15 protein-coding genes are annotated in these 15,310 nt (G+C 36.4%); 4 read left to right on the forward strand and 11 right to left on the reverse strand.

Translation table 11 applies throughout. From position 1 onward, the window contains the following. Positions 1 to 75: 75 nt before the first annotated feature. From ilvA to FLV_RS01560, 4 genes are all read right to left on the reverse strand, one after another. The gene (gene ilvA / locus FLV_RS01545) at positions 76 to 1,320 is read right to left on the reverse strand and encodes a threonine ammonia-lyase IlvA (protein WP_243230273.1); all 1,245 of its coding nucleotides are present in this window, start codon (positions 1,318 to 1,320) and stop codon (positions 76 to 78) included. A gap of 269 nt (positions 1,321 to 1,589) precedes the next feature. Continuing rightward, positions 1,590 to 2,132, reverse strand: coding sequence for a DUF4136 domain-containing protein (locus tag FLV_RS01550; protein ID WP_243230274.1), 543 nt, complete (start codon positions 2,130 to 2,132; stop codon positions 1,590 to 1,592). A 30-nt stretch (positions 2,133 to 2,162) separates the two neighbouring features. Beyond that, positions 2,163 to 4,139 carry a urocanate hydratase gene (locus tag FLV_RS01555; RefSeq protein WP_243230275.1) on the reverse strand — a complete coding sequence of 659 codons (1,977 nt, stop codon included), beginning with the start codon at positions 4,137 to 4,139 and terminating at the stop codon, positions 2,163 to 2,165. Between the two features lie 360 nt (positions 4,140 to 4,499). Beyond that, the gene (locus tag FLV_RS01560; protein WP_165830187.1) at positions 4,500 to 4,676 is read right to left on the reverse strand and encodes a DUF5522 domain-containing protein; all 177 of its coding nucleotides are present in this window, start codon (positions 4,674 to 4,676) and stop codon (positions 4,500 to 4,502) included. Positions 4,677 to 4,790: 114 nt separating this feature from the next. On the opposite strand from FLV_RS01560, the gene FLV_RS01565 reads away from it, so the two are divergent. The 4 genes from FLV_RS01565 (at position 4,791) to hemL (ending at position 8,359) form a co-directional block, all read left to right on the forward strand. Further along, entirely contained in the window at positions 4,791 to 5,135 is a 345-nt protein-coding gene (locus tag FLV_RS01565) for a hypothetical protein (protein WP_243230276.1), read from the forward strand. 76 nt (positions 5,136 to 5,211) lie between these two features. Beyond that, entirely contained in the window at positions 5,212 to 6,120 is a 909-nt protein-coding gene (locus FLV_RS01570) for a 1-aminocyclopropane-1-carboxylate deaminase/D-cysteine desulfhydrase (protein ID WP_243230277.1), read from the forward strand. Beyond that, positions 6,113 to 6,994 carry a glucosaminidase domain-containing protein gene (locus tag FLV_RS01575; RefSeq protein ID WP_243230278.1) on the forward strand — a complete coding sequence of 294 codons (882 nt, stop codon included), beginning with the start codon at positions 6,113 to 6,115 and terminating at the stop codon, positions 6,992 to 6,994. The genes FLV_RS01570 and FLV_RS01575 overlap by 8 nt, the downstream gene beginning before the upstream one ends. 78 nt (positions 6,995 to 7,072) lie before the next feature. Continuing rightward, positions 7,073 to 8,359 carry a glutamate-1-semialdehyde 2,1-aminomutase gene (gene hemL, locus FLV_RS01580; protein ID WP_243230280.1) on the forward strand — a complete coding sequence of 429 codons (1,287 nt, stop codon included), beginning with the start codon at positions 7,073 to 7,075 and terminating at the stop codon, positions 8,357 to 8,359. A gap of 43 nt (positions 8,360 to 8,402) precedes the next feature. On the opposite strand, the gene FLV_RS01585 is transcribed toward hemL, so the two are convergent. The 7 genes from FLV_RS01585 to FLV_RS01610 form a co-directional block, all read right to left on the reverse strand. After that, positions 8,403 to 8,855, reverse strand: a complete 453-nt coding sequence (locus FLV_RS01585) for a hypothetical protein (protein ID WP_243230282.1) — start codon at positions 8,853 to 8,855, stop codon at positions 8,403 to 8,405. A 347-nt stretch (positions 8,856 to 9,202) separates the two neighbouring features. Beyond that, positions 9,203 to 10,741, reverse strand: a complete 1,539-nt coding sequence (gene nadB / locus FLV_RS01590) for an L-aspartate oxidase (protein ID WP_243230284.1) — start codon at positions 10,739 to 10,741, stop codon at positions 9,203 to 9,205. Continuing rightward, complete coding sequence (gene nadA / locus FLV_RS01595; RefSeq protein WP_243230286.1) at positions 10,741 to 11,685, reverse strand: quinolinate synthase NadA; 945 nt, start codon at positions 11,683 to 11,685, stop codon at positions 10,741 to 10,743. The genes nadB and nadA overlap by 1 nt, the downstream gene beginning before the upstream one ends. 27 nt (positions 11,686 to 11,712) lie before the next feature. Then, positions 11,713 to 12,162 (reverse strand): CopD family protein, encoded by a 450-nt coding sequence (locus FLV_RS01600; protein ID WP_243230288.1) that lies wholly within the window; start codon positions 12,160 to 12,162, stop codon positions 11,713 to 11,715. Positions 12,163 to 12,180: 18 nt separating this feature from the next. Next, positions 12,181 to 12,870 carry an anaerobic ribonucleoside-triphosphate reductase activating protein gene (locus FLV_RS01605; protein WP_243230290.1) on the reverse strand — a complete coding sequence of 230 codons (690 nt, stop codon included), beginning with the start codon at positions 12,868 to 12,870 and terminating at the stop codon, positions 12,181 to 12,183. Beyond that, the gene (nrdD, locus tag FLV_RS19935; protein ID WP_262916369.1) at positions 12,851 to 13,015 is read right to left on the reverse strand and encodes an anaerobic ribonucleoside-triphosphate reductase; all 165 of its coding nucleotides are present in this window, start codon (positions 13,013 to 13,015) and stop codon (positions 12,851 to 12,853) included. The genes FLV_RS01605 and nrdD overlap by 20 nt, the downstream gene beginning before the upstream one ends. Positions 13,016 to 13,040: 25 nt before the next feature. Beyond that, positions 13,041 to 15,149, reverse strand: a complete 2,109-nt coding sequence (locus FLV_RS01610; protein ID WP_262916370.1) for a ribonucleoside triphosphate reductase — start codon at positions 15,147 to 15,149, stop codon at positions 13,041 to 13,043. Positions 15,150 to 15,310: the final 161 nt, after the last annotated feature.

A 15,310-nucleotide genomic window follows, 5' to 3' on the forward strand; every position in this document is an offset into this window, starting at 1 on the left:
AATTGAATTTTGAGTTGCAAAAATACGATATAACGTCTTTTTTATTTGCTGATATTTATCATAACAAGAGGTTTATTATCCAATTAACTGCGTAAACAAATCCTGATTGTCATTCAGATATTGAAATTCAAAACCGTTTTTGGTCATATTTAGTTTAATATTCAGAATGTCTTTTTTGTTTTTTAATTCTAATCCAACCACAACAGAGCCCATTTCACGGCTCGTTTTCTTGGTAAACTGAAAATAAGTAATATCATCATCAGGTCCCAGAATATTGTTTACGAATTCTTTTAAAGCCCCCGGACGCTGTGGAAACTGAATCATAAAATAATGCATCAGTCCTTCGTAAAGTAAGGAGCGCTCTTTTATTTCGGCTGTTCTTTCAATATCATTGTTGCTTCCGCTAACCACACAAACTACTTTTTGGCCCTTAATTTTGTCTTTGTAAAAATCTAAAGCGGCAATTGTTAATGCTCCGGCAGGTTCAACGACCATCGCTTCTTCATTGTATAATCGTAAAATGGTGGTACAGACTTTTCCTTCGGGAACCAGGATAATATCGTGTAAATTATGTTTACAAATTTCAAAAGTTTTGTCGCCTACCTGTTTTACAGCAGCGCCGTCAACAAATTTATCAATTGTTTTTAAGACCGTGTTTTTATTTTCTTCAATCGAAGTTTTCATCGAAGGAGCTCCTTTTGGCTCAACTCCAATAATTTTGGTATTCGGACTTAAATGTTTAAAAACCTCCGATAAACCGGAAGCCAGTCCGCCGCCGCCAATCGGAACAAAAACATAATCTATTGGTTCTTTGTAACTTTCCAGAATCTCTAAACCAACAGTTCCTTGTCCTGCAATTACTTTTTCATCATCAAAGGGATGAATGAATATTTTGTGGTTTTTGATAGCGTCTGCAGTTGCCGAGGTGTAAGCATCATCAAAAGTATCTCCGGTAAGTACAATTTCGACAAACGATTTTCCGAATAATTGCACTTGTTTTACTTTTTGTTTTGGAGTCGTTTTGGGCATATAAATTTTGCCCTTAATTTTAAGTAAATTACAGGAATAAGCAACACCCTGAGCATGATTTCCCGCACTGGCACAAACTACTCCAATTTTTTTTTCAGCATCGGTTAACGAAGAAATTTTATTATACGCCCCTCTGATTTTATACGAACGGACAATTTGCAAATCTTCTCTTTTTAATAAAATAGTCGATTTAAATTCGTCCGAAAGATTTAGGTTTTGTGTCAAAGGTGTGGCAGCAACAACATTTTCGAGTTGTTTTTTTGCATTCAGTACTTCGTTAAATAAAGTCATATTTTTTTGGTTTTATTTTTTAGCCACAGATTTTACAGATTCTCACAAATTAAAAATCATATTAATCTTTTAAATCTGTGGCAAAAAATAGTTGATTTAAATTTTCTTAAAATAAAAAAACCTCCCGTTTTGGGAGGTTTCTATAAATTATATTTTACAAACTTATATAACACCTCGCCATTACTGCTGAATTGCAATAATGCTGATAATAGCGATTATAATGTTAGTATAGTTTGTCATTTTTGATGTTTGATAGGCAAATGTATTAATTATTTTTTTGCCTGTGGAGGATATTGTGCCAAAATTTTGTTTACAAAATCAGCAATTTTTTCATCTTTTTTATCAATGTTTCGGGTTAGTGTTCCCTGACCTTCACCCTGCCAGATCATTTCTTTCTTTTTGGCATCGATCAAATCGATGTATAAAGTGCCTTCTGTAGAAGTTGAAACACTTGTTTGATTACCTCCGTACATCATCCAAGGATTCCATCCCCATCCCCAACCGTAACCCCATCCGGCATTAAATTGGTTTACATTAACCTGCTCTCTCGATTTGGTAAAGATGTTTACTAATAAATCAGGATTTTCACTTTTTGTAAAACCTTTTGCCTGCATTTCGGCATCAATTGCGTGTAGAATTCTTCTTTTATCCAAATCAGAAATCTCGACTTTATCAATTCCGGGTTTAAAGAAAGCATACGTTTTATATGGCGCAAAATTGACATTTTTGTCGTAATCAGAATAAACAGTAACACTGCTACATGAAGTAAAAATCAATAACAGCAAAATCGGAACTAATTTGAATGTTTTCATAATTTTTTAGAATTAAATGTTTTGTTTTATTTATAGCAAGCTTTCATCAACCAGATTTGGTAAAGTTACTTTTAATAATGGCTGAACCTCCATTGCACGTTTTATTGCAAAAACAGCGCCTTCGTTTCGAGCCCAGCTTCTTCTTGAAATTCCGTTGTTAACATCCCAAAAAAGCATTGATGCTAAACGTTTTGAAGCCTCATTAGAACCATCAAGAACCATACCAAACCCGCCGTTTATAACCTCTCCCCAGCCAACGCCGCCACCGTTATGAATCGATACCCAGGTTGCTCCCCTAAAGCTATCTCCAATCACGTTGTGAATTGCCATATCGGCAGTAAAACGGGATCCGTCATAAATATTAGAAGTCTCTCTGTAAGGTGAATCAGTTCCTGAAACGTCATGATGATCGCGTCCTAAAACAACAGTGCCAATTTCACCTTTGGCAATTGCCTGATTAAACGCTTCGGCGATTTTGATTCGACCTTCGGCATCTGCATATAAAATACGGGCCTGAGAACCTACAACCAGTTTGTTTTCCTGAGCCCCTTTTATCCATTTGATATTATCCTGCATTTGCTGCTGAATTTCATTTGGAGCAGTTTCTGCCATTTTTTCTAAAACTTCACAAGCGATTGCATCCGTTTTCAGTAAATCTTCAGGTTTTCCCGAAGTACAAACCCAGCGGAAAGGACCAAATCCGTAATCAAAACACATTGGTCCCATAATATCCTGAACGTAACTTGGATATTTAAAATCGATATTATTTTCGGCCATTACATCGGCTCCTGCACGAGAAGCTTCCAGTAAAAAGGCATTTCCGTAATCAAAAAAATACGTTCCTTTTGCGGTATGTTTATTTATGGCATCTGCATGACGACGTAAAGTTTCCTGAACTTTTTCTTTGAATAAATCCGGATTTTCAGCCATCATTTTGTTGGCATCTTCAAAAGAAATTCCAACCGGATAATAACCTCCAGCCCACGGATTATGAAGCGAAGTCTGATCGGATCCCAAATCAATCTTGATATTTTCCTCATCGAAACGCTCCCAAACATCAACCACATTTCCTAAATATGCGATTGAGACGGTTTCTTTATTGGCCTTCGCCAAAGCAACTCTGGCAACCAATTCATCGGTAGAAGTTACGACTTCATTAATCCAGCCCTGTTCATGACGGATTTTAGTAATCTTCGGATTTACTTCAGCACAGACCGTAATACAACCTGCAATATTTCCCGCTTTTGGCTGTGCACCAGACATTCCGCCAAGTCCCGAAGTTACAAATAAATTGCCTTCCGGATTTTGTTTTATTTTTCTAAAACCATTCAAAACCGTAATCGTAGTTCCGTGTACAATTCCTTGCGGGCCAATGTACATATAACTTCCTGCGGTCATTTGCCCGTATTGCGAAACGCCAAGAGCGTTCATTTTTTCCCAGTCGTCCGGTTTGGAGTAATTGGGAATTACCATTCCGTTGGTTACGACAACTCTCGGTGCTTCTTTATTAGAAGGAAATAATCCCATCGGATGTCCGGAATACATGGTTAAAGTTTGTTCGTCTGTCATTTCAGACAAATACTGCATCATCAGTAAATATTGCGCCCAGTTTTGAAAAACAGCTCCGTTTCCTCCATACGTAATCAATTCGTGCGGATGCTGTGCCACGGCATAATCCAGATTGTTCTGAATCATGTGCATTATGGCTTTTGCCTGCAATGATTTCCCGGGATATTCATCAATTGGTCGTGCGTACATTTTATAATCAGGACGAAGACGATACATATAAATACGGCCGTATTTCTCTAATTCTTCTGAAAATTCAGGAATTAACTCAGCGTGGTGTTTTGGTTCAAAATAGCGCAAAGCATTTTTCAGCGCCAGTTTTTTCTCTTCTGACGAAAGAATTTCTTTTCGTTTTGGAGCATGGTTAATAGCCGGATCGTATGCTTGCTTTGGCGGCAATATGGATGGAATTCCTTGTTGTATTTGTTCTTTGAAAGTCATTTTTTTTAGAGATGCTAAGTTGCTAAGGTTCTAAGATGCTAAGGTATTTTAGTTAGATTAACAACAGATTAATTTTTTGTTCTTTGGTTCAAATGTGACCAATTATTTAATTAATGCAATTGGAATTTATTTAAATTATCTAATCTTCAAATTGGCACATTATCTAATTAAAATGACTAAGGATAACGGATATCCGACCTATGATAAGATTTGTGGATTTTAATCCTAAATTTTCGTGAACGAATATCCATTTATAATTTTAGATTTAAGAGTTTAGATTGGAATTTGTAATTTAAAAAATTGGAATTTACCTAATTGCTTAATTATCAAATTGACACATTCTCTAATTGATTAATTAGTTCACTTTCTAATTTCCCCGGTTCGTTTGTCAAAACCGTAAGGACAATGGCGGCATCCGCTTTTGCAGCAATAACCACGTTTTAAATGGTGTTTTTCAGTAAAGCATTTATAACCTTCGGGCGTATAATAAAAATCTTCGCCTTCGATTAATTTATTTTCATTACTTTGCTCTTTCATAAACCTACTTTTGGGTCAGACTTCGATTAATTTAACTCAAAAACAAATGTTTTGATTGTGATATTAATGAAATCGAACAATTTTGTGTCTACAAATTTATAAATTTTACAGCCAATGTTTCTGATTGTTGCCAAATATTTAATTCCGAAAGGATATCGTGGAATGGCTGTATTCCCATTTATTTTAATAAAATATTATAAAGACCTGGTAAATGCTGTTTTTTTAAATCATGAAAAAATTCATTTGAGACAGCAGTTGGAAATGCTTGTAATTCCGTTTTTTATCTGGTATTTTTTAGAATATCTAATTCGTTTAATTCAATATAAAAATGCGGCTTTAGCCTACCGAAATATTAGCCTTGAAAGAGAAGCCTACGCAAAAGAAACCGATTTTAATTATCTGAAAAACCGATCTTTTTTTCAGTTTCTGCATTACATTAAAATAGGCAACAAGCAATAGGCTTTAAGCTTTAAGCACTAAATATATTAAGATACGAATATCACTTTTGACTTTCGACTTTGAACTTTAAATTAAAATGAATCCAGTCTTCAACCAACATATTTCTATTGATTTTCTCAATAATATTTCTTTGACAATAAAACGTGAAGATTTAATTCATCCGTTTGTTTCAGGAAATAAATTCAGAAAACTAAAATACAATTTACTTCAGGCGAAAGCCGAAAATAAACAAACGTTATTGACTTTTGGCGGCGCTTTTTCCAATCATATTGCGGCTGTGGCTTATGCCGGAAAAGAGCAGGGATTAAAAACAATTGGCATTATCCGCGGTGATGAACTTTTTGATAAAATCGAGGAAAATCCAACGCTTAAATTTGCTCAGGAAAACGGAATGCAATTTGAATTTATTTCCAGAGAAGCGTATCGCTTAAAAAATGAAGATTCTTTTATAGAAAATTTAAAGGAAAAATTTGGCGATTTTTATTTAGTTCCCGAAGGAGGCACAAACGAATTGGCTGTAAAAGGCTGCGAAGAGATTTTAACAGATGAAGATGTCGCTTTTGATTACGTTTGCTGTGCCGTTGGAACAGGCGGAACCATTTCGGGATTAATAAATAGTTCTAAGGAAAATCAGAAAGTTTTGGGTTTTCCGGCATTAAAAGGTGACTTTTTAACCGATGAAATTCGTATTTTTGCAAAAAAAGATAACTGGAATTTAATTTCTGACTATCATTTTGGAGGTTATGGCAAGATAAATTTAGAATTAATCGAATTTATCAATGCTTTTTTTGAAGAAAATAAAGTGCCCTTAGATCCAATTTATACGGGAAAGATGGTTTTTGGCGTTATAGATTTAATCCGTAAAAACTATTTTCCTGCGCATTCAAAAATTTTACTCATTCATACCGGCGGACTGCAGGGAATTGAAGGGATGAATTTGAAATTGAAGCAGAAAAAAATACCAATACTCAAAATTGATGATTAAAAAAATTATAATACTCCTCATTATAGCAGCTTTGGCTGGCTGTTCTTCGAGTAAACCGGTTATTGCAACGACCAAAAAAGCAGCAATGCAGAAACCAAGAACGGCTTCGGCAAAAAGAACAACTGATGCTAAACCAATTGGTAAAAAATACTCTTCTACAAATAATACGACTGAAGTTATTCAGTCGACTTCAAAAACAGTTGTCACCAGCGATTTAATCCATAATTATGTTTTGCAGTACAAAGATATTGCCATCGGAAATATGCAGAAATATGGCATTCCTGCAAGTATCATTCTCGCTCAGGGAATATTAGAATCCGGTGCGGGCAAAGGAGATCTGGCTGTGACTGCAAATAATCATTTCGGAATAAAATGTCATAAAGACTGGCTTGGTGAAAGTGTTCGCCATGATGATGATTCGGCTCAGGAATGTTTCAGGAAATACAGGGAACCTTCAGAATCCTACCGGGATCATGCCTTGTTTTTGGTTGGTAAAAACAGATACGCTGTTTTATTTACATACGAAAAAGACGACTACAAAGCCTGGTCAAAGGGATTGAGAGCTTGCGGTTATGCGACAGATCCCAATTATCCGGATAAATTAATAAGCTATATTGAACGTTATAATCTGCATCAGTACGATTGTCAGGTAACGGGGAAAACCTATACAGCAATTAATAAATCGGCACCGGTAAGAAGCTCTTCTTCGGGTTCAGTTTCAAACTCAAACGATCCGAATTTGTACGAAGTCCAAAAAGGAGATACTTTGTATTCGATTTCAAAAAAATTCAACATCCTGGTTGACGAATTAAAACAAAAAAATAACCTGATGGATAATGCGCTTTCGATAGGGCAAAAACTGAAAGTGAAATAATTAATTAACAATTGATAATTAACAATTGTTAATTAGAAAAAATCTAAGAAGTCTAAGATCTAATAATCTAAAATTATAATGATATATAAAAGAAGTAGTCAGCTTTTTGCTGAAGCAGAAAAAGTAATTCCTGGAGGCGTAAATTCGCCGGTAAGGGCATTTAAAGCAGTTGGAGGAACCCCGATTTTTGTAAAAAGTGCCAAAGGGGCTTATTTATTTGATGAAGACGGAAATAAATTAATCGATTATATCAACTCGTGGGGACCAATGGTTTTAGGTCATGCCTATCAGCCGGTTGTGAATGCGGTAATCGAAAAAGCAAAACTGGGAACTTCATTTGGAATGCCAACAGAACTGGAAACACAAATAGCAGCTTTAGCCGTTTCAATGGTTCCGAATATTGATAAAATTCGTTTTGTAAATTCAGGTACAGAAGCTTGTATGAGTGCGATTCGTCTGGCTCGTGGGTTTACAAAAAGAGATAAAATCATCAAATTTGCAGGCTGTTACCACGGACATTCAGATTCCTTTTTGATTCAGGCCGGAAGTGGAGCGGTAACTTTTGGCTCACCAAACAGTCCGGGAGTTACAGAAGGAACTGCAAAAGATACTTTATTGGCAAAATACAATGATTTAGAAAACGTAAAAACATTGGTTGAAGCGAATAAAGGCGAAATCGCAGCCATTATTATTGAAGCAGTTGCAGGAAATATGGGGTGTATTCCGCCTGCAAAAGGTTTTTTAGAAGGGCTAAGAGAATTGTGTACGGCAAACGGAATTTTACTGATTTTTGATGAGGTTATGACAGGTTTTCGTTTAGCAAAAGGTGGAGTTCAGGAATTATACGGTATTGATGCTGATATTGTAACTTTCGGAAAAGTAATTGGAGGAGGACTTCCGGTTGGAGCTTTTGCTGCCCGTGAAGAAATCATGAATCATTTAGCACCCCTTGGCCCGGTTTATCAGGCAGGAACATTATCAGGAAATCCGCTGGCAATGGCTGCCGGATTAGCGATGCTGCAATCTTTAAATAATGATCCTGAAATTTTTACCCGATTAGAAGAAAAAACAGCTTATTTGGAAGCAGGAATCGACAGGGTTTTAAAAGCAAATAATGTTGTGTTTACAATCAATAGAGTTGGTTCTATGATTTCGGTACATTTTGATGCAGATCCTGTTACCGACTTTCAAACGGCTGCTAAAGGTGATAATGAAACCTTTAAGAAATTCTTCCACGGATTATTGCAGGAAGGCGTTTACATTGCGCCATCGGCATACGAAACCTGGTTTATTACGGATGCGTTAACGTATGAGGATTTAGATTTTACCATTAATGCAATTGATAAAGTTTCAAAAACTTTCTAATAACAAAAAGAGGCTTCTAAAAAGCCTCTTTTTTATTATAAAATTAGTCATTATCGTTTCTTCTTTCTCTCATTTTATCCCTTGCCTTATCTTTGTTTTCCTCCTGGTTTTTTTTCCATTTGATGTATTGGTCGGCAGTTAAAATCCCTTTCATTTTGGCATCATTTGCTTCTACTTCTGCAGTCATTTCTTTTTTGAAAGTTTCTTTCTGAGCATCCGTTAGTTTTGTACCTTTTTCTCTTTGCTCTTTTCGGGTCTCTCTTAATTTTTCAGATTTAGTGTTTCTTTCTGCCAAAAGTTGTTTTACCTGTTCCTGTTGTTTTGCATCTAATGTCAAATCAGCAGTTAATTTTTTCAGTTGTTTTTCATTTCGCTGTTCAGGAGTTAATCTTTCTCTTTGTTCACGAGGTGGTCTCTGATTAGCATCCATTTCTCCATCCTGGGCAAAACTTGTTATTCCAACGAATAATAAAGCTGCGATAAATAATTTTTTCATGATTTGTTTTTTTTAATTGATTTACAGCTATAAGACAATGGATTGTGTAAAAGGTTTAATTATTTAACACAATTTTGTTGTTTTATTTATTCGAAATTGATTCAGGTTGCTTTTTTGATTGGGATATTTATTAATTGGAAAGAATATAATAAAACTCGTTAAGTGAAATTGACTAAAAAAATCAATCAAAAATGTAAAAATTGAAAGTAGAACATCCTTTACAATAATTAATGTCGTCCTGAGCGGAGTCGAAGGCTTATGAATTCGGAAGGGCTTCGGCTAAGTTTATCCTGAGCAAAGCCGAACTGACTTAGCCTGACACTTACAACGGCTACAATAAATATTTTTTAAACAAAAGAAGACCTTTTAAGTTTAACAAACCCACCTCTGTTTTCATGTCGTTCAATAGATTGTGATACAATTAAACTTCCAATAGTAATCATGTTTAACAATTCGTAAAAAGACACACTAACTAGATGTGTTTTTTCTATCTGATCCATTTCTTTCTTCCAGCTTAAAAGCTGTTCTTTAGCATTTTGTAAATCATTGTCGACTCTTACAATTCCTGCATTTTGTCTCATTAAATACTGAAGTTTGGTTTTTAATTCAGCGAGAGACTCAGAATCAATTTCAGGCTGATCTGTTTTTTCTTTTTCTGAAATTTTATAGTCAGCTGTTTTTATTTCTACATCTGGATGGGCTAAATACTCATAAATTCTGCCGGAATACACTAAAGCTTCCAATAATGAATTCGAGGCTAATCGATTTGCACCATGCAGACCTGTCTGAGAACATTCGCCACAGGCAAATAAATTGGTTACAGATGTTTTTCCATTAGTATCCACCACAATTCCCCCACAAAGATAATGCTGCGCAGGAACCACCGGAATCCAGTCTTTTGCAATGTCAATTCCGGATGTTAAACAGTGCTTGTAAATCATTGGGAAATGCTTTTTAAAAGCTTCTGTATCAAGATGAGTGCAATCTAAAAGCACATAATCGTCGCCGGATTTTTTTAGTTCTAAATCAATACTTTGCGATACAATATCCCTGGAAGCTAATTCCTGCCTTGAATCATAATCGATCATAAAACGATAACCTCGCTTAGTACGCAGATAAGCACCGAAACCCCGAACCGCCTCAGAAATCAAAAATTTAGATTCGGTGGATGTGTCATAAAAAGCGGTAGGATGAAATTGTATAAATTCCATTTCCTTAATTTTTGCACCCGAACGATACGCCATGGCAATTCCGTCACCCGTTGCGATTACAGGATTGGTCGTATGCCCGTAAAGATGACCGATTCCGCCGGTGGCCAATATTGTAACGTCTGATTTGTAAGTCTGCAAGAGTTTTGTTTTTTCATCTAAAGCAGTAATTCCGAGACAGCAGTTTTCTTCAGTAATCAAATTGACTGCAAAATGATGGTCGAGCACAGTGATATTGTCTTTGTGATACACCTGCTTCAAAATAGCCCGTTCAATTTCGTAACCCGTCTGGTCTTTATGATGCACCACGCGATTTTCAGAATGACCGCCTTCTTTGCCTAAATTCAGATTTCCGTCGGGATTTTTATCAAATTTGGCACCCCATTCGATCAGTTCTTTTAATCGTTTTGGGCCTTCGGTAATGACCATTTTTACGACGGCTTCATTACATAATCCGTCTCCGCAAATAAGTGTATCGCTGATATGTTTTTGATACGAATCTTCGTTTTTGTCAATCACAATGGCAATACCACCCTGAGCATATTTGGTGTTCGATTCGTCAGCATTGGATTTGGTAACGATGGTGATGTTTTTGTTCGGAAATTGTTCTGCCAATCGAAGCGCAAGTGTTAGTCCGGCAACGCCTGAACCAATAATTAAGTAATTGGTATTTGTCATTATTTTGATAATTCAAGCATTCTTTCAATCGGAATTAATGCTTTTTTGATAATATCTTCGGGTACGGTAACTTCAGGGCTTTCATTCACTAAGCAGTCGTACACTTTTTGGAGGGTATTCATTTTCATGTAACCGCATTCGCTGCAGGCGCAGGTATTGTCTTCTTTTGCAGGGGCAGGAATCAATATTTTTTCAGGAACTTCTTCTTGCATTTTATGTGAAATTCCAAATTCTGTAGCGACAATAAATTTATTTGCTGAGTCCGTTTTTACATAATCAATCATTCCGGAAGTAGAGCCGATATAACTGGCAACAGCTAAAATATGAGTTTCAGATTCGGGATGGGCAATGATTTTGGCATCCGGATTTTCTTTATACAATTCAAGTAATTTATCCAATGAAAAAGCTTCATGAACCACACAGGAACCATCCCACAATATCATCTCTCTTCCTGTTTTGCTCATCACATATTTTCCCAGATTTTTATCGGGGGCAAAAATTATCGGTCTGTCTTTTGGAACAGATTCTACTATTTTTACGGCATTGGCAGAAGTGACTACAATATCTGTCAGGGCTTTTACTTCTGCAGAGCAATTCACGTACGTAATCACAAGATGGTCGGGATGCTGATCGATAAAATTTTTAAATAAATCAGGAGGACACGACTCCGCCAATGAACATCCGGCGTTTGCATCCGGAAGAATCACTTTTTTGGAAGGATTTAAAATTTTGGCGGTTTCGGCCATAAAATGTACTCCGGCAAAAAGAATAATATCGGCATCGGCTTTTGCAGCTTCCTGAGATAATCCTAAGCTGTCGCCAACATAATCTGCAATTTCCTGAATTTCGGTCTGCTGATAATAATGTGCTAAAAGAACCGCATTTTTTTCCTTTTTTAGTTTTATAATCTGCTCTTTTAAATTTTGTATTTCGATTGTATTCATTTTTTTTAAAGATTTTTTTTCTAATAATCAGAAACCTCCAAACCTGATGAAGGATCCAAAAATCAGCATTACAATACCGATTGTCGTAACCGATACGATATGAAAAGCCATTTCGGGTAATGTATCCGGATTGGTTTTCAGTTTGGGCAAAACCCGAAATTGAGCGCTTAATGCAAACCCAGCAGTCAGGAACAATAAAACTAATTTTGAAGAAACTACTCTTTCGATTGGAGTGGCAAACTGAAACCAATAATCTATAGTTACGCCATATTTATAAGCCATCAAAATGCCTGTTATGACCAGCAAAAACAAAGAAGTCATGCCTACAGGTTCGTATTTTTTTTCGTAATTCAGAATAATGTCCGGGTCTTTTTCTTTTAGTGCTTTAGGCAGATAGGCCACACAAAGCAGTATATGCCCGCCAACCCAAATGGCTGCGCACAAGAGATGAATGATTAAAAGAAAATGGTGATTCATAGTTTTATGTTTTACAAATTATCCTCTTAAACAAACTTTTATTCTGGCAGAGGAAAGTTTCTGACTGTCTAATTTTTGATACGAATGACCTAACGGTTTTAAGGTTGGTATGCCGTTTACAAAATGCTGTAGGTAATAATTGCCGCTGTAATTTTTGCTTTCTAAATAAGCAATCATTTGCAGAATGTCTTTTTCGGGAATCAGTTCAGAATGCACGGTGGTACGAACTTCAAACGGAACTTTGCTTTCGAGTAATAAATGCAAAGAGGTCTCAAACTTATCGAAAAGTTCTGACTGGGTTATGCGTTTAAAATTTTCCGGTAAGGCTTTAAAATCCAAAGCTACATAATCAATCAGCCGGTTTTTAATCAGTGTTTTAATGACATTTGGCCTTGAGCCGTTGGTATCGATTTTAATATGGAACCCCATTTTTTTTATTTCTATAATGAGTTCTAAAATGTTTTTATGCAAAAGACATTCGCCTCCGCTAAAAACAACGGCATCAAGCAAATTTTTTCGGGTATGAAGAAAAGAAATCACTTTAGAAAATGAAATAGTTCCTTTGCCCTGTACAATTTCAGGATTGTAGCAATACAAACAACGCATATTACAGCCTGCAAACCACAGAATGCAGGCTGATTTATGCGCATAATCCAATAAAGTAAATGGGGTTACGCTGTAAATTGGATTACTTGTATTTTCCTTCATTGAAATGAGTGCGTTGTTGATGTTCTCCTTTTTTACCAATGTTAAAACTCTCTACGGGACGGTGATACCCCATTACTCTGGTGTACACCAGACATTTGGTTCTTAAATGCTGTTTTTCTTCTAAAATTGCTGTGACTGTTTTCATGATTGTTTATAGTTTGTTGTTAATTTTATAGATGCTGAACTAATTTTGCTTCTTCGGCAATAATATTCTCATCGCATTTGGGGCAATATTCATGCTCTCCGTTCAGATAGCCGTGTACAGGACACACACTAAAGACAGGTGTAACGGTGATATAAGGCAGTTTAAAATTCGATAAAACCTTTTTTACAAATTGCTTGCAGGCTTCGGGAGAACTTATTTTTTCGCTCATGTATAAATGCAGAACGGTTCCTCCGGTGTATTTGCATTGCAGTTCATCCTGTAAAAACAAGGCCTCAAAAGGATCTTCGGTGTGGTCTACCGGAATTTGAGAACTGTTGGTGTAATAGATATTTTCCTCCTGTCCTGCCTGATAAATGTCGGTAAATCGTTTCTTGTCTTCTTTTGCAAAACGATAGGTTGTACCTTCGGCTGGCGTGGCTTCGAGATTGTAGAGGTTTCCGGTCTCTTCCTGAAATTCCTTCATTCGGTTTCGGATATGATCTAAAATTTCGGAAGCAAACGCAATTCCGGATGCAGAAGTTATCGTATCCTGATGCTCTGTGAAGTTTACAATCAATTCGTTCATTCCGTTTACGCCAATCGTAGAAAAATGATTTCTAAAATGCTGTAAATAACGTTTTGTGTAGGGATACAAACCACGATCATACATCTCCTGAACAAAGACTCTTTTTTTCTCCAGAGTCGATTTAGAAATGTATAATAACTGATCTAATTCTTTAAATAACTGCGTTTTATCACCTTTAAACAAATACCCCAAACGAGCCATATTTAGAGTAACAACACCAATACTTCCGGTCATTTCGGCACTTCCAAAAAGACCGTTGCCGCGTTTTAACAATTCGCGTAAATCCAGTTGCAAACGACAGCACATACTGCGTACAGCGTTGGGTTTATAGGCATTTGGATTTTCAGTTTTGTTTCCTTCTTCATCCAAAATATACTGGCTTCCAATAAAATTCTGAAAATAAGAAGAACCAATTTTGGCTGTATTTTCGAAAAGCAAGTCGGTATTTTCGCCATTCCAGTCAAATTCTTCGGTGATATTCACTGTTGGAATAGGAAAAGTGAAGGGCTGACCATTGGCATCACCTTCCGTCATCACCGTATAATAGGCTTTGTTGATGAGGTTCATTTCAGTTTGAAAATGCTCGTAACGCAAATCAGTTAGTTTTGCAACGCCTCTTTCCTGAGCCCGAACCAAAAGACCATGACTAAAGTTTCCTTCAAAAAAATGCAAATCATTCTTCGTTGGAATCTGCGTTTTCAAGTCTTCGGGAACCACCCAGTCCAGCGTAATATTCGTAAAAGGCGACTGTCCCCAGCGTGCGGGAACATTGAGGTTATAAACAAAACTTCGTACAGCTTTCAGTACCTCATCAAAAGACAAATCATCCTTAAAAACATACGGAGCCAGATAGGTATCGAAAGAACTAAAAGCCTGAGCACCGGCCCATTCACTTTGTAAAATTCCGAGAAAATTAGCCATTTGTCCCAGAGCCTCCCTGAAATGCGATGGCGCCTTGCTTTCTACACGTCCGCGAACCCTATTAAAACCTTCGTTTAATAAGGCACGTAAGCTCCAGCCGGCGCAATATCCTGTCAGGCAATCTAAATCATGAATATGAATGTCGCCGTTACGGTGTGCATAACCTTCTTCTTTACTGTAAACTTTATCCAGCCAGTAATTGGCGATGATTTTACCGGCTACGTTGTTCACAAGACCTGCGTTGGAGTAGGAGGTATTGGCATTGGCATTGATGCGCCAGTCGGTTTGCTCTATATATTCTTCGATAGTTTGGGTACTGTCTACATAAGTGGTGTCCTGATTTAGGCCATGAACATGCTCTCGCTGCATTTTACGGGTATGACGGAACAACATAAACGAACGCATCACGTCAAAATACCTTTTTTCGAAAAGAATCTTTTCAATTAAGTCCTGAATTTCTTCAACAGCCCAGGTTTCTTTGGTTTGCAGAGCCCCGATAACCTTTGTAAAAACAGACTGATCAGTTGGTATGGAAACGCTCAGAAAGCTTTTTTCGATAGCATCCTTGATTTTAAAAGATTCAAAAGGTTTGTATTGTCCGTTTCTTTTGATAACATATTTTTCCATGAGAGTTCGATTTTTTTGGTTCGTTTTTTAGTATTCAAAAGCAATTATAATTTTATTAAAGATGTTTTTATCTTTAATTATTGTATTGTTTTCATGATGTTTATCGTGAATTGTAATACGTTTTTTTGGGAATGTAATTTTATGATTTTAAAAAAGAAGGT

This window comes from Flavobacterium pectinovorum (assembly GCF_022802975.1).
In the GTDB taxonomy this organism is placed as follows: domain Bacteria; phylum Bacteroidota; class Bacteroidia; order Flavobacteriales; family Flavobacteriaceae; genus Flavobacterium; species Flavobacterium pectinovorum_B.